Raw genomic sequence first — 18,095 nt, forward strand, 5'->3', positions numbered from 1 at the left:
TGCCGTGCGGCAGGCTGGACACCCGATCACCAGGAGGACCGATGGCCGCACCCGGCACGCACGACCCGCAGGCCAGCGCGACGCCCGACCCGGCGGCGGAGGTGGACCTGCTCATCGCCGAGGTGCTCGAGCAGCAGCGGACGCTGGTCCTGACCCGGTTCGACAACGACGACGCCTGGGCCCTCGGCTTGCGGCTCGTGACGCTGGGCCGGGAGCGCGGCCTGCCGATCACCGTCGACATCCGCCGGCACGGCCACCAGCTGTTCCACGCCTCGCTGCCCGGCACGACGCCCGACAACGACACGTGGGTCGAGCGCAAGAGCCGCGTGGTGAACCGCTTCGGCGCGCCGTCCTTCCTCCTCGGGCTGCGCGCGCGCCGCAACGGCCGCACGTTCGCGGAGGAGTCCGGCCTGCCGGTGCAGGAGTACGCCGCCCACGGCGGCTCCTTCCCCCTGACGGTGCGCGACGTCGGCATCGTCGGCACGGTCACGGTCTCCGGCCTCCCCCAGGCCCAGGACCACGCGCTCGTCGTCGAGGCCCTCGACGAGATGTGCCGCGCGCAGCACGCGGCCACGAGCGACGGGGCCGGGACCGGGCGCTGATGGCAGCGGCACCCTCGGACACCGGCCCGCTGCTGCGGCGGGTCGGCGGCCTCCTGAGCCCGTACCGCGCGCAGCTCGTGCTGGTCGCGGTGACCATCGTCGTCGGCGCCGGGCTCGGCATCGTCACGCCGTTCCTCACCCAGGCCGTGTTCGACCGCGCGCTGTACCCCGTGGACGGCGGCGGCGTCGACCTGCGCCTGCTCGGCATCCTCGTCGCCGCGATGATCGCCGTCCCGCTGGTGAGCGCCGCGATCGGCGTCGGCCAGACCTACCTGACGACGTCCGTGGGCAACAAGGCGATGGCTGACCTGCGGGGCCGGCTGTTCGAGCACCTCGAGCGCATGGAGCTGGCGTTCTTCACCGCCACCAAGACCGGCTCGATCCAGTCGCGCCTCGCCAACGACGTCGGCGGGGTCCGGTCGGTCCTCACCACGACGGCCGCGAGCATCCTGTCCAACTCCGTCACCGTCATCGCGTCCCTCGTCGCGATGGTGCTGCTCTCGTGGCAGCTCACCCTGATCGCGATCGTGCTCATGCCCGTCTTCCTGGTGCTTCAGCGGCGGGTGGGCGCGCGGCGTCAGGTCCTGGCGCGACAGACGCAGGAGTCGCTGTCGGACATGACGGCGATCACCGAGGAGGCGCTGAGCGTCTCGGGCGTCCTGCTGAGCAAGGTCTTCAACCGGTCCGACGCCGAGGTCGCGCGGTACCGGGAGGAGAACGACCGGCAGGTGCGGCTCCAGGTGCGCCAGGCGATGGCCGGACAGGGCTTCTTCGGCGTCGTCACGGCGTTCATGGCGATCACCCCCGCGCTCGTCTACCTCGCCTCGGGCTACATGCTGGAGGGCGGCACCGAGATCTCCGCGGGCACGCTCGTGGCGTTCTCGACGCTCCAGGCGCGCCTGCTCATGCCCATGGTCTCGCTCATGCGGGTGGCGCTCGACGTGACCACCTCGCTCGCGCTCTTCCGCCGCATCTTCGAGTACCTCGACCTGGTGCCCGCGATTCGCGACCGCGAGGGCGCGACCGCCCTGCCCACCCACGACATCCGGGGCGAGGTCGAGCTGCGGGACGTCTGGTTCTCCTACCCGCCTCCGCCGACGCTCGTCGCGCCCGCGCCCGGTCCCCTGCCACGCGGGGGCGGCATGGGGATGGGCGGCGGCCGCGGCGCGATGCTCGGGTACGCGGCCATGGGCGGCGGCGTGGTGCTGGCTGGCGGGGGCCACCCGCCCGCCGCGGCCGTCGAGCGCCCGCGGTCCGCCGGCACGCCGGCGGGCGGCCACGGGAGCCTCCGCCCGGTCGGCGACGGCGCGCCCGAGGGCTCCGGGCCGGACGGCTCCCCGACGGACGGTTCTGCGTCGGACCACTCCCCGGCCGACGGGCCGGGACCCGGCCGCACGTGGACGGTGCGCGGCGTGTCCTTGCGCATCGAGCCCGGCCAGCTGGCGGCGTTCGTCGGCCCCTCCGGCGCAGGCAAGACGACGTTGAGCTACCTCGTCCCCCGGCTCTACGAGGTCGACTCCGGTGCTGTCCTCATCGACGGCCACGACGTCCGCGACCTCACGCTGGCCTCCGTCGCGGACGCCGTCGGGATGGTCACGCAGGACCCGTACCTCTTCCACGCGAGCATCGGGGACAACCTCCGCTACGCGCGCCCGGACGCGAGCGACGACGAGCTGGCCGCCGCGGCCCGGGCGGCGAACATCCACGACCGGATCATGGCGTTCCCGGAGGGCTACGCCACGACCGTGGGCGAGCGCGGGTACCGGCTCTCCGGCGGTGAGAAGCAGCGGCTGGCGATCGCGCGCGTGCTGCTCAAGGACCCGAGGATCCTCATCCTCGACGAGGCGACCTCGGCGCTGGACACCGCGTCGGAGCGGCTGGTGCAGCAGGCGCTGAACCAGGTCATGGCGGGGCGGACGACGATCGCCATCGCGCACCGCCTCTCCACGATCCGGCACGCGGACGTCATCGTGGTGGTCGACGCGGGACGCATCGCGGAGCGCGGGACGCACGACGAGCTGCTCGCGACGGGCGGTCTGTACGCGCGGCTGTACGCCGAGCAGTTCGGTGGCGGCAGCGTCGAGGCGCGCTTCGCGGACGGGGTGATGTTCACCGACGGCGTCGTCCTCGCGCAGCCCGGGCACCCCGAGCGCTGAGGTCGAACGGCCCGCGACGACGTCCCCGGGCTCCCGAGTTGCAGGGCGACGGCGCCCGCGGGACGGTGGACCGCAGCCGCGGCGCCGGTTCACCGCGGCGGTGGTGGCACGTTCACCGGACCTTCACGACCCGCCGGAACACCGGTGGCGGCGGGCGCGTTGAGAGTGCAGGACGACAGACAGACCCACCGGGCGGGAGTGATCCTCTCTGCCCGCCCAGCGGCCAAGGAGGTCACGCGATGGCTGACCGATCACTGCGCGGTATGCGCATCGGTGCCCACAGCATGGAGTCGGACGTGGGCGTGGAGTTCGCCCCGCGGTTCCAGGCGTACTACGACTGCCCCAACGGGCACACGATCATCCTGCCCTTCTCGGCCGAGGCGGACGTGCCGGTCGTGTGGGAGTGCCGCTGCGGCGAGGAGGCCCTCCTCCGGGACGCCAGCAAGCCCGAGCCCAAGGCCGGCAAGGCGCCCCGCACCCACTGGGACATGCTGCTCGAGCGCCGCACGGTCGGAGAGCTCGAGGAGCTCCTGACCGAGCGCCTCGAGCTGCTGCGCGCCGGGAAGCTGCGCCGCTCCGCCTGACGGCGGTCACCAGCGCGACCGAAGGCCGCCACCCCACGGGGTGGCGGCCTTCGTCATGTCGTGCCGACCCGCGGCCCTCGCCGCGGCACGCGCTGTCCTGGCGCGGGACGGGGTGTCAGCGCACGCGCTGGGCCGTGCGCGGGGCGTCCGCGGCGGCGAGCCGGTCCGCGCGCGGGATGCGGCGGGCCCCGGCGATGCCCGCGACGACCGTGATCGGCCCGAGCACCCGCAGCACCCACGCGATCGCGTCGCCGTAGCGCGTCGCCGGCGTGAGCTCGGTGCGCAGCGGGAGCGAGGCGACCATCTGCTCGGCCGTGAAGAGCCCCGTCGTCTGCGTCAGCACGCCGTTGGGCGTGATGACCCCGCTGACACCCACGGTGGAGATCTGGATGGTGGCCCGCCCGTGCTCCATGGCCCGCAGGCGGCTCATCGCGAGCTGCTGGGTGGACTCGTCGGAGCGGCCGAACGTCGCGTTGTTCGTCTGGACGAGGAGCACCTCTCCCCCGGCCTGGACGGCGTCGCGCACGATGCCGTCGTACGCGACCTCGAAGCAGATGACGTCCGCGAGGCCGACGGTGCGGCCCAGGCGCGGGGACTCCAGCTCGATGAGCCCGACGCCCTGCCCGGGGACCATGTCCGTGCTCACGCGGTCGACCGCGTCCGAGAAGCGGCGGGCGACGTCGCGCATGGGCACGTACTCGGCGAACGGCGCGGGGTGCTGCTTCGCGTAACGGTCCACCACGCCGAGCTCGGGGTCCCAGAGCTGGGACATGTTGAGCCGACCGCCGTCGGCCGGGAACTCCTGCGTCCCGACGAGCAGCGGCGCGTCGAGCGCCCGGGCCGCTCCCTGCACGGCGGCGCCGGCCGCCTCGTCGACGGTCGGGTCGATGTCGGAGCCGTTCTCGGGCCAGACGACCAGGTCCAGGTCTCCCGGCGCGACGACGTCCAGCAGGGCGTACGTCCCCGCGACGTGGTTGTCGAGCACCTCGCGCGCCTGCTGGAACGAGTCCAGGCCTCGGTCGGGCACGTTCCCCTGCACGGCGCCCACCTCGAGCCGGCCGGCGTCGGGCGCCGAGCCCAGCGGCAGCAGCCAGCCGCTGCCCACGAGCGCTGCCGCCACGATGAGGTAGCCGCTGGCGGCCCCGACGTCGATGCGGCGCAGCGCCAGGAGGGCGAAGGCCACGATCACGCCACCGACCACGACGAGCAGCGAGACCAGCGGCGCACCGCCCGCCCACGCCCAACGGCCGAGCGGCGAGTCCGCGTGGGCGAAGGCGAGCCGTCCCCAGGGGAAGCCGCCGAACGGCAGCACCTGCCGCGCCTCCTCGGCGGCCACCCAGATCAGCGCGAACGCCGGGACCTGGAGCCTCCGGGCCGACCAGATGACGGCACCGCGCCGGGCCCACGCCCACGCGGCACCCACGAGGCCGACGAACGCTGCCTCGACGAGGGACAGGGCGGCCCACGGGATCTCGCCCACCGAGCCCTGGATCCAGGTGAGGTGGGGCAGGAAGAACGCCAGGCCGAAGGTCAGCCCGACGAGGAAGTTCCAGCGCGCGCTGTCGCGCCCGAAGGCGATGAACAGCAGGGCGACGGCGACGAGGCTCAGGGGCCAGAGCCCGAGGCCGGGGAAGCTCGCGTCGCACACCAGGCCCGCCACGACGGCCAGGATCAGGCTGGTGATCCGGCGGGGAGGGGCGAAGGGCACGCCTCCAGGGTAACCGCGCGGCAGAGCGGTCGTGCTCCCCCGCGGCACCGACCGACCGGCCCGCATGTCCTTCGGACCGGACGTCGCCCCCCGAGGGACACGACGCCCGTTGTCTACTGAACATGCGGGCCAAGCCGGTGCCCTCGACCGGGGCGGACCGATCAGCCTCGAGGGCGACCGGGTCCGCGAACCGCGGGGAGGAACACCCGAAAACCTACCGGCTCACCACGCTCCGTCAAGCCGACGAAAGCGCAGGTCACGACCATCGCCGCAGGTCATCCGGACGTCCGCGCGAGGGGGTGAGATTCGCCGGACGGCGTGTCCGTCGGCGTGTCGCGACGATTCCTCAGCCGAGCTCGTCGTGCAGCACGACGCCGTCGCGCAGCGTCCGCAGGCACCGCGGCGGCGCCACGTCGGGGCCCAGCTCCGGCAGCAAGGGCGTACCCGCGCGGGGGTCCGTGCTCCACGCCGCGACGCGTCCGTCCGGTGCCTGGACCGCGAGGCTGTCGGCCCGCCACACGGCGAGCGTCGCGGGCGCACCGAGGCGGATCTCGCCGGCGCCCGTGTGGTCCAGGCCCGCCGCGCGCCACCCCCCGCGCGTGTGCGCCCGGAACGCCGCGCGCGCCGAGACGCGCTGCCCCGGGTCGTGGTGCTCGATCGCCGCGCGCACGGCACCCCACGGGTCGAACGGGGTCACCGGGCTGTCGGAGCCGAGGGCGAGCGGCACGCCGGCGGCCGCGAGGTCGGCGAGGGGGTTGAGCCCGGCGGCGCGCGTCGCCCCGAGCCGGCGCGCGTACATGCCGCCCGGGTGGCCCCAGCGGGCGTCGAACGCCGGCTGCACGCTGGCGACGACGCCGAAGAGCACCATGGCGGCGAGCGCGCGGGCGTCGACCATCTCCGCGTGCTCGATCCGGTGCCGCCCGCCCCGGACGGCGATGGAGCCCTCCGCGTCGGCGGCGAGCTCGAAGCCCTGCAGCACCTCCTCCATGGCGCGGTCGCCGATGACGTGGAAGGCGGCGTGCTTCCCGGCCCGGCCGACGGCCGCGAGGTGGGCCGCGACCTCCTCGGCGCTCAGGTAGAGCTCCCCGCTCGCCCCCGCGGCGCCCGGCGCCAGGTCCGCGTACGGGGCGCGGAGAGCCGCCGTGCGGGAGCCGAAGGACCCGTCGACGCACAGGTCGCCGCCGATGCCGGTCAGTCCGGGCACCTGTGCCAGGAGCGAGCGGGCGTCGTCCTCGGTCGCGCAGAGCTCGGCCCGGTAGCCGACGACGAGCGGCAGGCCGCCGGCGGGGTCGCGCGAGATCTCGAGCAGCCGCACGAGGTCGTCGAGCTCGTCGCTGCTCGGCATGCTGTGCTCGTGCACCGAGGCGATCCCCGCTGCGGCCGCGGCCTCCAGCGCGGCCCGGTGCAGGGCATCGCGGTCCGCGCGCATGCCGGCGTTGACCACCGTCATGGCGCGGTCGAGGGCCTCCCCCGTCACGAGGCCGTCGTGGCGCCACCCCGGCAGCGTGTCGCACCCGGCCACGCGCGCGAACGACGAGGAGACCACGGCCGAGTGGACGTCCGTGCGCAGGAGCACGACGGGCGCGCCCTCGCCCACCCGGTCGAGCTCCTCACGCGTCGGCGGGCGGTTCTCCGGCCACGACGTCTCGTCCCAGCCGCGCCCCACCAGGGGTGAGGAGGGACCGAGGTCGCGCGCGCGCCGGGCCGCGTCCGCGACCGTGCCGAGCGCCGCCGCGAGGGTCGCGACGCCCGATCCGGCGCCGAGATCCACGGACCGCAGCGCGCCGCCGGTCTGGAGGACGTGCACGTGCGCGTCGACGAAGGCGGGCGTCACGAGCGCACCGTCGAGGTCGACCACCTCGTCGACCCCGTCGAGGACCGTGTGGACGGTCGCCTCGCTGCCGAGCCACGCGACCTGCCCGTCGGCGACGAGGACGGCCTCGGCGAACGGGTCGGCCGCGGAGTGGATGACGCCGTTGCGGTAGAGGGTGCTGGCCACGGGCCGAACGTATCGCAGGCCTCAGACGGAGCTGTACGCGACGACCCCCCGGCGTACCTGGTCGACGGCGCGCCGGGCGGCGGCGCGGGTCGTCGGCGTCGGCGCCGCCTGGGCGATCTGGTCGAGCAGGTCGACCACCTGCTTGCACCACCGCACGAAGTCGCCGGCGGCCAGGTCCGTGCCCTGGAGCACCGTCGCCAGCCCTCGGCCGCTCGCCCAGCGATGGATCGGCTCGACGAGCCCGAAGTCCAGCGGACGGGTGGCGCCGAGCCCGTGCGCGAGCTCGATGTCCTCGAGCCGCGACCAGGCGCGCACCGTGGCGTCGAGCGCCTGGGCGAGCCTGCCCTGCGGTCCACCGGGCACGGGAGGTGCCGCGTCCCGCTCCTCGCGCCGCGCCTCGAAGACGACGCCCGAGACGGCCGCGGCGAGCGCCGGCGCGTCGAGCCCGTCCCAGATGCCGGTGCGCAGGCACTCCGCGACCAGGAGGTCGCTCTCCGCGTACAGCCGCCGCAGCCACTGCCCGGCGTCGGTCACGCGCGTGCGGGCCGGTCCCCGCGCGGGGCCGGCCACCGCCTCGGCGTCCGTCCGGTGCTCGTCGGTCACCAGCTCCAGGTAGCCGGTCTCGGTGAGCACGTCGCAGATCCGGTCGAAGATGCGCGCGATCGAGCTCGTGCGGCCGTCGATCCGGCGCACGAGCGCGTCGTGCTCGCGCTTGAGCCGGTGGTACCGCTCGGACCACCGGGCGTGCTCCTCGCGCTCGGAGCAGCCGTGGCAGGGGTGGTTGCGCAGCCGCCGTCGGAGGTCGGCGAGGGTCGCGTCGTCCGCGGCGGCCGAGCCGTTCCTCCCCCGGCCCCGCGGGCGCTCCGCGGCGGCGCCGCCCTTCGGCGGTTCGGCGAGGGCGGTGTTCATCGCCGAGACCAGGTCTCGCCGGGACCCGGGGTTGCGCGGCGCGAAGCCCTTGGGGATGCGCACGCGTGTCACGGTGCGCACCCCGCCCGCGAGCTCCCCGACGCTCAGCACGCGCACCTTCCGCTCCCCCGTCAGGACGGTGGGCCGCGGGCCGTCGAGGCCCGCGTCCCGCCCGGGGTCGAGCACGACCGCGAAGCCTGCCCGGCGTCCGACCGGGATCTCCACGACGTCGCCCGCGCGCAGCTGCTGCAGGCTGGTCAGCACCTCGGACCTCCGGGCCCGGACGGCCTCGCGGGACAGCGACTGCTCCCGGTCCGCGACCTTGCGGCGCAGGTCCGCGTACTCCGCGAAGTCGCCGAGGTGGCACGTCATCGCTGCGGCGTAGCCCTCGAGCGCCTCGGCGTGGGCCTTCGCCTGGCGTGCCAGGCCGACGACGGCGCGGTCGGCCTGGAACTGCGCGAAGCTCGTCTCGAGCACCTCGCGCGCGCGGTCGCGTCCGACCTGGGCGACGAGGTTGACGGCCATGTTGTAGGTGGGCCGGAAGCTCGAGCGCAGCGGGTAGGTCCGGCGCGACGCCAGCCCTGCCAGCGCCACGGGGTCGAGCCCGCCGTGGTCCACGACGACGGCATGCCCCTCGACGTCGATGCCCCGGCGCCCGGCGCGTCCGGTGAGCTGGGTGTACTCCCCCGGCGTGATGTCGACGTGCGCGGAGCCGTCCCACTTGGTCAGCTTCTCCAGCACGACCGACCGGGCCGGCATGTTGATGCCCAGCGCCAGGGTCTCGGTGGCGAAGACGACCTTGACCAGGCCGCGCGAGAACAGCTCCTCGACCGTCTCCTTGAACAGCGGCAGGAGCCCGGCGTGGTGGGAGGCGATCCCCCGCTCGAGCGCCTGGCTCCACTCCCAGAACCCGAGCACCGCCAGGTCCTGGCGCGGGATCGCCGCGCACCGCTCCTCGACCACGGCGCGGATCTGCGCCTCCTGCTCGGCCGTGGTGAGCCGCAGGCCGGCGCGCAGGCACTGCTGCACCGCGGCGGCGCACCCCGCGCGGGAGAAGATGAAGTAGATCGCGGGCAGCAGGGCGGCGTCGTCGAGCTGCTCGACGACGGCGAACCGCGGCGGCGGTCGCCGGGCTCCCAGGCGGGCGGCGCCGCGGGTCTGCGGCCGTCCGCGGCCCCCGCCCCGGTACCCGCGGTCCCCCGGGCCGCGGGAGCCGTCGGCGCGGTCGACGCGCCGCAGCGCGACGGCGAGGTCCGGGTTGATGGGCGGGTCCACCCCCGGCGCCGTGGGGTCGACGTGGCCGGCGTAGAGGTCGTACAGCGCGTCGGCCGCCAGGACGTGCTGCCACAGCGGCACGGGGCGCGTCTCGCTGACCACGACGGCCGTGTCGCCGCGGACCATCGTGAGCCAGTCGCCGAACTCCTCCGCGTTGGAGACCGTGGCGGACAGCGAGACGAGCTGCACGTCGTCGGGCAGGTGGATGATCACCTCTTCCCAGACCGGGCCACGGAAGCGGTCGGCCAGGTAGTGCACCTCGTCCATCGCGACGTAGCCCAGGCCGTCCAGGGCGCGGGAGCCCGCGTAGAGCATGTTGCGCAGCACCTCGGTCGTCATGACGACGACCGGGGCGTCGCCGTTGACCGTGGTGTCGCCCGTGAGGAGGCCGACGTTCTGCGCCCCGTGGCGCCGGGCCAGGTCGGCGTACTTCTGGTTGCTCAGCGCCTTGATCGGCGTCGTGTAGAACGCCTTGCGGCCCTGCTGGAGCGCGAGGTGGACGGCGAACTCGCCCACGACCGTCTTGCCGGCGCCCGTCGGTGCCGCGACGAGCACACCGCGCCCGCCCTCGAGCGCCCCGCAGGCCTCGAGCTGGAAGGGGTCCAGACCGAAGGGGTAGCCCTCGGCGAAGGCGGCGAGCTCGCTGCGCTGGAAGGCGGCCCGGCGGCGCGACGCCGCGTACCGCTCGGCCGGGGAGGACATGGCTCCAGCCTAGGCAGCGGTGAGCGCCTCGGCCCGTCGGTCCGCCCTGCGGTCGTGCAGCACGCAGAGGCCCAGGGCGAGGACGTAGAGCGCGCACATGGGGATGGCGAGCGCGAACATCGAGATCGCATCGGCGGTCGGCGTCGCGACCGCCGCGAAGACGAAGGACAGCAGCACCGCCCACCGCCAGCCCGCGCGCCAGGTGTCGGCGCGCACGAGGTTGGCCGCGTTGAGCCCGACCATGACGACGGGGAGCAGGAAGGCGATGCCGAAGGCGAGCACCATCTTCATGATGAACTCGAGGTAGCCCTGGGCGTCGATGAGGTTCGCGGCCCCCGGGGGCGTGAAGCCGCTGAGGATGGCCACGGCCTTGGGCAGGAGGAACCACGCGAGGGCGCCGCCGACGAGGAACAGCGGGACCCCGGCGCAGACGAAGCCGACAGTCGTCCAGCGCTCCCGGCGCGTGAGGCCCGGCGCGACGAACGCCCAGAGCTGGTAGATCCACCACGGGCTGGTCACGATCGCGCCCGCGAAGAGCGAGACCTTGATCTGCAGGTCGAGCGGTGTGGCGACGCCGCCGAAGTTCAGCGTGATGAGGTCGCCGCGCGCGGCCGCGAGCTCGACCACCGGCTCCTGGAGCAGCTCGAACAGGGGCACGTACCAGAGCCACGCGACGGCCGCGCCGACGACGACGCCGGCCGCCGCGAGCAGGACGCGGTTGCGGAGCTCGCGGATGTGCTGGCGCAGCGGCATGCGGCCGTCCGCGGTGCGCCGCGGGCCGCGCCGCCGGCGCGCAGCCTCAGGCGCGGCGCGACTCACCGTCGTCGTCGCTCACGCGCGGCGGCGTGGTGGCGGGGGGTGGCGTGGTCACGGGCGGCGCGTCGACGGGGTACGTGGTGCTCGGCGTGGGCGGCGTGGTGACCGGGGGGACGCCGCTGCCCGCCGCCGGGTGGTCCTGCTGCATGTCCTTGACCTCGGACCGGAAGATCTTCATCGACTTCCCGACGCTCCGCGCGAGGTCCGGCAGGCGCCGGGCCCCGAACAGGAGCAGGACGATCGCGAGGAGGATCAGCCACTCCCAGCCGCGCAGGTTCACGTCAGTCCCTTCCGATCGTTGGCCTCCATGCTAGCCGTCGCGGCCCGGGCCACGTCCGGGCCTCAGCGCGACAGCGCCTGCCAGCGCCGGTAGGCGGCCTCGTGACGCTGCGCGCGCGCCTCGCGGCGGCGCGCGGTCGCGACGCGGGTCGCGTCGCGCCGGGCGCGGGCGGCGTCGAGGTCGGCGAGGTCGACCGGGGCGGGCTCGGTGGCCGCCGGGGCGAGCTGCTCCGCCCGCTCGGCCACCTGTGCGAGCACCTCGGTCGCGCGGCTGAGCTCCAGCACCAGGGCCTTGCCCGAGCGGTAGAGGCGCCGTCCCAGGAAGAACGCGCCGACGAGCGTGCCGATGACGAGGAGCGTCCACACGCTGAACCAGAGCACCGGGACAGGCTAGCGGGCCCCTGGTCCGCCCTCGGCCGGTTCGTACGCGGCGAGCGCGCGCCGGGCGGCGTCGGCGGCGTCCGTCGCGGCGTCGACCGGGTCGACGTCGCGGACCCGCGGTGCCACCCGCAGCAGGAGCTGGCGCAGCCACGCGGGCGACCCGACGCGCAGCGTGACCCGGAAGCCGCCGTCGGCGAGCTCCTCGGTGTCCTCCACCGGCAGCTGCTCGGCGACCCAGCGTGCGCTGCCCTCCAGCTCGATCACGACGCGCTGGTGGTCCTCCCGCGGGCGGAACGTCGCCTCCGGCAGGCGCTCCGGGCGCCGCTCGGCCGGCTCGTCGAGCACCTCCGCCGCGAGCACGCGGTCCAGCCGGAAGAGCCGCTCCCCGCCCACGCCGCGGTCCCAGCCCTGCAGGTAGGAGTGCTCGTCGCTCGTGAGGAGCTGCCACGGGTCGACGTCGCGCTCGCTGGGCCGGTCCGCCGCGTCGACGTAGCGCACGCGCAGACGACGTCCGCCGGCGAGGGCCTGCCGCACGGTGGCGACGACCTCCGGCGCGGCCTCGACCGAGAGCTGCACGTCGACGGTCGCCGCGGCCTCGCCGGTGGCCGCCGTCAGGGTCGCCAGCGTGCTCGCGAGCACCTCGCGCTGCCCCGGCTCCAGGGCCGGGCCGACGGCCTCCTGCAGGGCACGCAGCGCGGCGACGAGGGCGACCGCCTCGCGCGTGCCGAGCCGCAGCGCGTGCGACATGCCGCGCGCCTGCGTCAGGTGCAGCACGCCGGACTCGAGCGAGCCGGCGTCGAAGTCGATGAGGTCGTCCGGCCAGTAGCCCGGCGTGCCGGACATCCACAGCGTGTCGACGTCGGCGAGCACCTGCTGCGGCGTCACGCCGAAGTGCGCCGCGACCTCGTCCACGCTCACGCCGGGGGTCCGGTCCAGGTAGGCCACCATGCCGAGCAGGCGGACGAGCCGCTCCGGGGTGCGCTCAGCCACGGGTCACCTCCGGCGCGAGCCGCTCCCCCATCTCGACCGCCGCGCGCAGGCGCCGCACGACGGCGTCCCGCAGCGAGGACGGCGCGAGCACGACGACGCCGTCGGTGTAGCCGGTGACCTCCTCGGCGAGCTCGGCCGTGCGGGTGTACGGCAGCGCGACGACGTCGGTGCCCGGCGGCGCGGGCGGCAGGTCCGGCGGCGGCTCGGCGTGGGCGACCTCGGCGGCGTGCCGAGCCGCCCGGGCCCGCAGGGCGCCGGCCCGGTCGGCCGCCACGGCGAGCCAGGCGACGCGCTCCTCACCGCGCTGCGCGACCGCGACCAGCTCGCGCGCGTCGGTGCCGGTGGGCACCGTGAACGCGCCGGGCGGTCCCACGGTGCGCACGGGCCCCTCGATGCGGCTGAGCCGGAACACGCGCGCGCCCGCGCGGTCGCGGTCGTGGCCGACGAGGTACCAGCCCCCGCGGCTGGCGACGAGACGCCAGGGCTCGACGACGCGGCGGCGCACCTCGCCCGTGCTCGCCGTCCGGTAGGTGAAGGTGACGACCTGGCGGTCGTGCGCGGCGTCGAGCAGGGGTGCGAGCGCCGGGCCCGCCGGGTTGAGGCGCGGCGAGAGCCCGGCGACCGTGTCGGCCTCGGACGGCGTCGCGCCGACGACGCGCAGCTTGGTCAGGCCGCGGGCCGCGTCCGAGCGCAGCACCTGCCCCTGCCAGAAGTCCGCCGCCAGCGCCAGCACACCGAGCTGGGCCGCGGACAGCTCCATGGGCGGCAGGGCGTACGCGTCGGGGTCCACGCGGTACCCGAGGTCGTCGCCGTGCGCGGCGCTCGTCACCGTCACGACGGGGATGCCGAGCTCGCGCAGCGTCTCCTTGTCGCGCTCGAACATGCGCTCGAACGCGTCGGTCGACGCCGCGTGGTCGTAGCCCGCGACGGAGGTGCGGATCTGCTCCTTGGTCATGCGGTGCTGGGTGTTCACCAACGCGATGACGAGGTTGAGCAGCCGCTCGGCGGGAGGCAGGGCGTCGGGCATCGGCACCACGCTAGCGGCCGGTAGCGTGCATGCGTGATCTCCTGGCGCTCGGCAACGGTGGTGTCGCGCGGCGCGTCGTGGACGGGAGCCGTCGAGCTCGCGGTCCGCACCGACGACGGCGCGCAGCTCAAGGCGCTGGCGCACCCTGCCCTGGTGGGCGAGCCGCAGGCCGGCGACCGGGTGCTGCTCAACGTCTCCGCGCAGGTCCGCGGCCTGGGGACAGGCGGCTACGCGCTGGTCGTGGCGCTGCCGGACGCCCTGCCGCCGGACCCGCCCGCCGGCCCGGGGCACCTCGTCAAGGCGCGGTACACCCCCCTGCAGGCCATGGTGCTGGGCGTCGACGAGCAGGAGTCGGGGCACCACGCGCTCCTGGCCGACGCGGACGACCTGGCCGGCCTGCCGGTCGTGGTCGCGGACCTGCACTCCGCGCTGCCCGCGGTCGTCGCGGGGGCGCGCGCGGCCGCCGCCGACGCCGGTCGGGCCGCGCCGCGGGTCGTGTACGTCATGACCGACGGCGGCGCGCTGCCGGCGTGGTTCTCGCGGACGGTCGCGGGCCTGCGCGACGCGGGCTGGATCGACGCGTGCGTCACGGTGGGCCAGGCCTTCGGGGGCGACCTCGAGGCCGTCACCGTCCACACCGGGCTCCTCGCGGCCCGGCACGTGCTCGACGCCGACGTCGTGGTCGTGGCGCAGGGGCCCGGCAACCTCGGCACCGGCACGCGCTGGGGCTTCTCCGGCGTCGCGGCGGGCGAGGCCGTGAACGCCGCGGCGACCCTCGGGGGGCGCGCCGTCGCGTCGCTGCGCGTCTCCGGGGCCGACGCACGGGAGCGGCACCGCGGCGTCTCCCACCACTCCCTGACCGCCTACGGGCGCGTCGCGCTCGCCCCCGCCGACGTCGTCGTGCCGGTGCCGGAGGGCCCGGGGGCCGGTGACGGCGACCGCGGAGCCTTCCTCGCGCACGTCCGCGCGCAGGCGCAGGCGCTGTGCGCGCCGGCCGGACGCCACCGGCTCGTGGAGATCCCCACGGGCGCGCGGCTGCTCGCCGCGCTCGCCGAGAGCCCCGTCAGGCTGTCGACGATGGGCCGGGGCCTGGACGCGGACCCGGAGGGTTTCCTCGCCGCCGCCGCCGCGGGCGTGCACGCCGCGGGGCTCGCGGCAGCCTCCGCCTGAGCGGCGCCCGTCAGTCGTCGCGCGAGGTCGGGCTGTGCCGCGCCACGAGGGTGGCGAGCCGCCGCGCCTCGGCCGCGGCGCGGGCGCCGTCGGCCTGCTGGACGCCCATGACGGCGAGCGTGTCGCCGTCGGCGAGGTCGAGCTGGACCCACGCCCGGCCGTGACCGAAGCGCACCGAGACGATCTCGGCCCAGGTCACGCGCCGCGTCAGCAGCAGGTTCCGGACCGTGAGCCCGTCCTGGTCGGGGACCGCGGCGACGCTCGCCTGACGCCAGCAGAACCAGGCCACGAGCACGCCGAAGCCGACGATCCCGACGAGGTCCAGCGGCGCCTGGCGGTCCGGCGCGACGCGCGGCAGGAGCACCGCGATGGCGACCATGAGCGCCAGCACGGCGCCGGCCATGCCGAGCGAGACCACCCGCGCCGCGCGGGGCCGGAAGGGCCGGTGCAGCTCGTCGTCGGGTGCGCGCACGTCAGAGCCGGCAGGCGTGGATCGAGGTGACGAGGATCGCCCGGGCGCCGACGTCGTACAGCGCGTCCATCACACGGTTGGTCTCGTCGCGGCGCACCATGGCGCGGACCGCGGCCCACTCCCGGTTGTGCAGCGGCGAGACGGTCGGCGACTCGAGACCGGGCGTGATCGCGACGGCCTGCTCGACGAGGTCCAGGGGCACGTCGTAGTCCATGAGGACGTACTGGCGGGCGGTGAGCACGCCCTGCAGCCGGCGGGTCAGGACGTCCAGGCCGGCGGGCTCGTCGACGTCGGTCCGCCGGACCAGGACCGCCTCGGACCGCAGGATCGGGTCGCCGAAGACCTCGAGGCCGGCGGCGCGCAGCGTCGTCCCGGTCTCCACGACGTCGGCGATGACGTCCGCCACGCCCAGCTGGATCGCGGTCTCCACCGCGCCGTCGAGCCGGACGATCTCCTGGGCGCTCACGCCGTGGGCGCGCAGGTGGGACGCCACGAGCACGGGGTACGACGAGGCGACGCGCCGTCCGGCCACGTCGCGCACGCCCGACAGCGCCTGGGTCGCCGGCGCCGCGAAGCGGAAGGTCGACCGCGCGAAGCCGAGCCGCAGGTGCTCGGTCGCGGACGACGCCGAGTCGAGCAGCAGGTCGCGCCCGGTGATGCCGACGTCGACGGTGCCGGCACCGACGTACACCGCGATGTCGCGGGGGCGCAGGAAGAAGAACTCGACGTCGTTGTCCGGGTCCGGCAGCACGAGCTCGCGCGAGTCGCGCCGCTGGCGGTAGCCGGCCTCCCGCAGCATCTCGGCAGCGGGCTCGGAGAGGGATCCCTTGTTGGGGACGGCGATGCGGAGCACGGGGTCCTCGGTGTGGTGGGTGCTGGATGGTGCTGACGGGCCGGCCGCAGGACCGGTCAGAGGTGCGTGTACACGTCCTCGAGCGTGAGGCCGCGGGCGATCATGAGCACCTGCAGGTGGTAGAGCAGCTGCGAGATCTCCTCGGCCGTCCGCTCGTCCCCCTCGTGCTCGGCGGCCATCCACACCTCGGCGGCCTCCTCGACGATCTTCTTGCCGATCGCATGGACGCCGGCGTCCAGCTCGGCGACCGTGCCCGAGCCTGCGGGGCGGGTGGCGGCCTTGTCGGCCAGCTCGGCGAACAGCGAGTCGAACGTCTTCACGACGTCAGAGCCTAGACGCCCTGGTCGCGGGCGGCGGCCCCGTCCACGGCGAGGGTCCCCGCGCCGGACGACGCGGTGATCTGCTGCGCCCGGCCGGTGCGTTGCGCCCGCACCCACACGGTGAAGCCGTAGAGCACGACGGCGCCGTAGACCGCGTAGAGGAACGCCGACGGGTAGTAGCCCGCCTGCAGGAGCAGCGGCACACCGACGATGTCCACGGCGATCCAGATGAGCCAGAACTCCGTCCAGCCCCGGGCCATGCCGTAGGTGGCCAGGAAGCTCCCGGTGAAGATCCACGCGTCGGCCCACGGGCCCCAGGAGCCGAGGGCCTGGAAGACGAGCGCGGAGACCACGGTGCCGACGGCGGCCGCCACCACGAGCTGGATGCGGCCCCGGCGCCCGGCCCAGGTCGGCACGATCGCCGTGCCGTCGCCGTCCGCTCCGCCCTCGGCCTGGGCCTGCCGCCACCGGACCCAGCCGTAGACCGCGACGGCGACGAAGAAGACCTGTCGCCCGGCCTGCCCGTAGAGGTCCTTGGCCTGCGGCGTGTCGAACACGCCGCCGAGGAAGACGGTGAAGAGCAGCACGTTCCCCACGATGCCGACGGGCCAGGCCCACACCCGGCGGCGCAGGCCGCCGACGGCCGAGGCGAGCCCGAAGAGGTTGCCGATCACCTCGCGCCACAGGATGGGGTACCCGGCGATCGTGAGCTGGGCGTCGAAGAGCCAGTCGATCATCGCCGGCCCCCTCGGGGGGTGGTGATCGTGGGCGGCGTGCTGCGGAGCGCGCGCGCTGCGGCGGTCGTCATGGCATCTCCCTCGGGCGGTCAGCTCCGGGGGTGCGCGACGGGTCGCGTCGACGTCGCGCCGGCACCAGAAAGTGCCGTCGCTGACGCCACGTGCTTCCTCCCATCCGGACTTTCACCGTCGGTCCTGGAGTTCCACCAGGTCAACCGCCCTCGATCGCGGCCCGCACCGAGTGGTGCGGATCACGGTCGTGGGCGGGTCGCGGACTGTCACCGCCGGCTCGGACTTTCACCGACCCCGGAGCACGTAGTAGTTCGCCGACAGTGTGCCACAGCGTCGCTGGGGCCCGGTGGGACGTCCGGCTCAGTGCGTGGGCTCAGCGCGTGGGCTCAGTGCGCGTGGGCTTCGCGGGCGAGCGTCCGGAGCTCGTCGATCGCACCAGCGGCGTCGTCGGCCGTGTAGATCGCCGAGCCGGCGACGAAGACGTTCGCGCCGGCCTCTGCCGCACGCTCGACGGTGCTCGCGGACACGCCCCCGTCCACCTGGACCCAGACGTCCAGGCCCGCCTGCTCCACGGCCCGCCGGGCGCGCCGGATCTTGGGGAGCATGACGTCGAGGAACGGCTGGCCGCCGAAGCCGGGCTCGACCGTCATGACCAGGAGCATGTCCAGCTCCGGCAGGAGGTCCAGGAAGGGCTCGACCGGCGTCGCGGGGCGCAGCGCTAGGCCGGCCCTCGCACCGAGGCGTCGCAGCTCGCGCGCCAGCCGCACCGGCGCCCGCGCGGCCTCGGCGTGGAAGGTGACGGACGCGGCGCCGGCCTCCGCGAAGCCGGGCGCCCAGCGGTCCGGGTCCTCGATCATGAGGTGGGTGTCGACCGGCACCGGCGAGACCGCCACGATGCGCTCGACCACCGGCAGGCCGAGCGTGAGGTTGGGCACGAAGTGGTTGTCCATGACGTCGACGTGCACCATGTCGGCGCTGCCGATGCGCCCCAGCTCGCGCTCGAGGTTGGTGAAGTCGGCGGAGAGGATGCTGGGCGAGATCACGACGTCCATGGCGCCAGTGTGTCGCAGACCGAGAGCCGGTGGCGCCGGCGCGCGCCCGCC

The 18,095-nt window shown here is 75.2% G+C and carries 17 protein-coding genes and 1 riboswitch; of the genes, 4 read left to right on the forward strand and 13 right to left on the reverse strand.

Going from position 1 to position 18,095, the window contains the following annotated elements; genetic code table 11:
* The first annotated feature begins 41 nt into the window (after positions 1-41).
* The 3 genes from H2O74_RS08205 to H2O74_RS08215 all read left to right on the forward strand — a co-directional run bounded on the left by H2O74_RS08205 (position 42) and on the right by H2O74_RS08215 (position 3,342).
* Entirely contained in the window at positions 42-602 is a 561-nt protein-coding gene (locus H2O74_RS08205; RefSeq protein WP_182113929.1) for a heme-degrading domain-containing protein, read from the forward strand.
* Positions 602-2,758: an ABC transporter ATP-binding protein gene (locus tag H2O74_RS08210; RefSeq protein WP_182113930.1), complete on the forward strand. Its 2,157-nt coding sequence runs from the start codon at positions 602-604 to the stop codon at positions 2,756-2,758. Before H2O74_RS08205 ends, H2O74_RS08210 begins: the two co-directional genes overlap by 1 nt.
* A gap of 239 nt (positions 2,759-2,997) precedes the next feature.
* Positions 2,998-3,342 carry an RNA polymerase-binding protein RbpA gene (locus H2O74_RS08215; RefSeq protein ID WP_182113931.1) on the forward strand — a complete coding sequence of 115 codons (345 nt, stop codon included), beginning with the start codon at positions 2,998-3,000 and terminating at the stop codon, positions 3,340-3,342.
* Positions 3,343-3,457: 115 nt separating this feature from the next.
* On the opposite strand, the gene lnt is transcribed toward H2O74_RS08215, so the two are convergent.
* From lnt to H2O74_RS08255, 8 genes are all read right to left on the reverse strand, one after another.
* Positions 3,458-5,050 carry an apolipoprotein N-acyltransferase gene (gene lnt / locus H2O74_RS08220; protein ID WP_255491864.1) on the reverse strand — a complete coding sequence of 531 codons (1,593 nt, stop codon included), beginning with the start codon at positions 5,048-5,050 and terminating at the stop codon, positions 3,458-3,460.
* A gap of 346 nt (positions 5,051-5,396) precedes the next feature.
* Positions 5,397-7,049: an amidohydrolase gene (locus H2O74_RS08225; protein ID WP_182113933.1), complete on the reverse strand. Its 1,653-nt coding sequence runs from the start codon at positions 7,047-7,049 to the stop codon at positions 5,397-5,399.
* A 21-nt stretch (positions 7,050-7,070) separates the two neighbouring features.
* The gene (locus H2O74_RS08230) at positions 7,071-9,935 is read right to left on the reverse strand and encodes an RNA helicase (RefSeq protein ID WP_182113934.1); all 2,865 of its coding nucleotides are present in this window, start codon (positions 9,933-9,935) and stop codon (positions 7,071-7,073) included.
* Between the two features lie 9 nt (positions 9,936-9,944).
* Positions 9,945-10,688: a twin-arginine translocase subunit TatC gene (gene tatC / locus H2O74_RS08235; RefSeq protein ID WP_182113935.1), complete on the reverse strand. Its 744-nt coding sequence runs from the start codon at positions 10,686-10,688 to the stop codon at positions 9,945-9,947.
* A gap of 46 nt (positions 10,689-10,734) precedes the next feature.
* A complete protein-coding gene (tatA, locus tag H2O74_RS08240; protein WP_182113936.1) occupies positions 10,735-11,031 on the reverse strand; it encodes a Sec-independent protein translocase subunit TatA in 297 nt (98 codons plus the stop codon).
* A gap of 62 nt (positions 11,032-11,093) precedes the next feature.
* Complete coding sequence (locus tag H2O74_RS08245; protein ID WP_182113937.1) at positions 11,094-11,411, reverse strand: hypothetical protein; 318 nt, start codon at positions 11,409-11,411, stop codon at positions 11,094-11,096.
* Between the two features lie 9 nt (positions 11,412-11,420).
* Positions 11,421-12,401, reverse strand: a complete 981-nt coding sequence (locus H2O74_RS08250) for a YafY family protein (RefSeq protein WP_182113938.1) — start codon at positions 12,399-12,401, stop codon at positions 11,421-11,423.
* Positions 12,394-13,428, reverse strand: a complete 1,035-nt coding sequence (locus tag H2O74_RS08255) for a YafY family protein (RefSeq protein WP_182113939.1) — start codon at positions 13,426-13,428, stop codon at positions 12,394-12,396. Before H2O74_RS08255 ends, H2O74_RS08250 begins: the two co-directional genes overlap by 8 nt.
* 33 nt (positions 13,429-13,461) lie before the next feature.
* On the opposite strand from H2O74_RS08255, the gene H2O74_RS08260 reads away from it, so the two are divergent.
* On the forward strand, positions 13,462-14,598 hold the full coding sequence (locus H2O74_RS08260) for a DUF3866 family protein (protein ID WP_182113940.1): 1,137 nt from the start codon (positions 13,462-13,464) through the stop codon (positions 14,596-14,598).
* Between the two features lie 10 nt (positions 14,599-14,608).
* Here the strand turns inward: H2O74_RS08260 and H2O74_RS08265 are convergent, their stop codons facing one another.
* From H2O74_RS08265 to rpe, 5 genes are all read right to left on the reverse strand, one after another.
* The gene (locus H2O74_RS08265; protein ID WP_255491865.1) at positions 14,609-15,070 is read right to left on the reverse strand and encodes a PH domain-containing protein; all 462 of its coding nucleotides are present in this window, start codon (positions 15,068-15,070) and stop codon (positions 14,609-14,611) included.
* A 1-nt stretch (position 15,071) separates the two neighbouring features.
* Positions 15,072-15,923 carry an ATP phosphoribosyltransferase gene (gene hisG, locus H2O74_RS08270; RefSeq protein WP_182113941.1) on the reverse strand — a complete coding sequence of 284 codons (852 nt, stop codon included), beginning with the start codon at positions 15,921-15,923 and terminating at the stop codon, positions 15,072-15,074.
* A gap of 56 nt (positions 15,924-15,979) precedes the next feature.
* Complete coding sequence (locus H2O74_RS08275) at positions 15,980-16,243, reverse strand: phosphoribosyl-ATP diphosphatase (RefSeq protein WP_182113942.1); 264 nt, start codon at positions 16,241-16,243, stop codon at positions 15,980-15,982.
* Positions 16,244-16,254: 11 nt separating this feature from the next.
* Entirely contained in the window at positions 16,255-16,980 is a 726-nt protein-coding gene (gene pnuC, locus H2O74_RS08280) for a nicotinamide riboside transporter PnuC (RefSeq protein ID WP_182113943.1), read from the reverse strand.
* A 157-nt stretch (positions 16,981-17,137) separates the two neighbouring features.
* A riboswitch (FMN riboswitch) is annotated at positions 17,138-17,299 on the reverse strand.
* A 79-nt stretch (positions 17,300-17,378) separates the two neighbouring features.
* The gene (gene rpe, locus H2O74_RS08285; RefSeq protein ID WP_182113944.1) at positions 17,379-18,044 is read right to left on the reverse strand and encodes a ribulose-phosphate 3-epimerase; all 666 of its coding nucleotides are present in this window, start codon (positions 18,042-18,044) and stop codon (positions 17,379-17,381) included.
* Positions 18,045-18,095: the final 51 nt, after the last annotated feature.

The sequence above is a fragment of the Actinotalea sp. JY-7876 genome, assembly GCF_014042015.1.
Lineage (GTDB): Bacteria > Actinomycetota > Actinomycetes > Actinomycetales > Cellulomonadaceae > Actinotalea.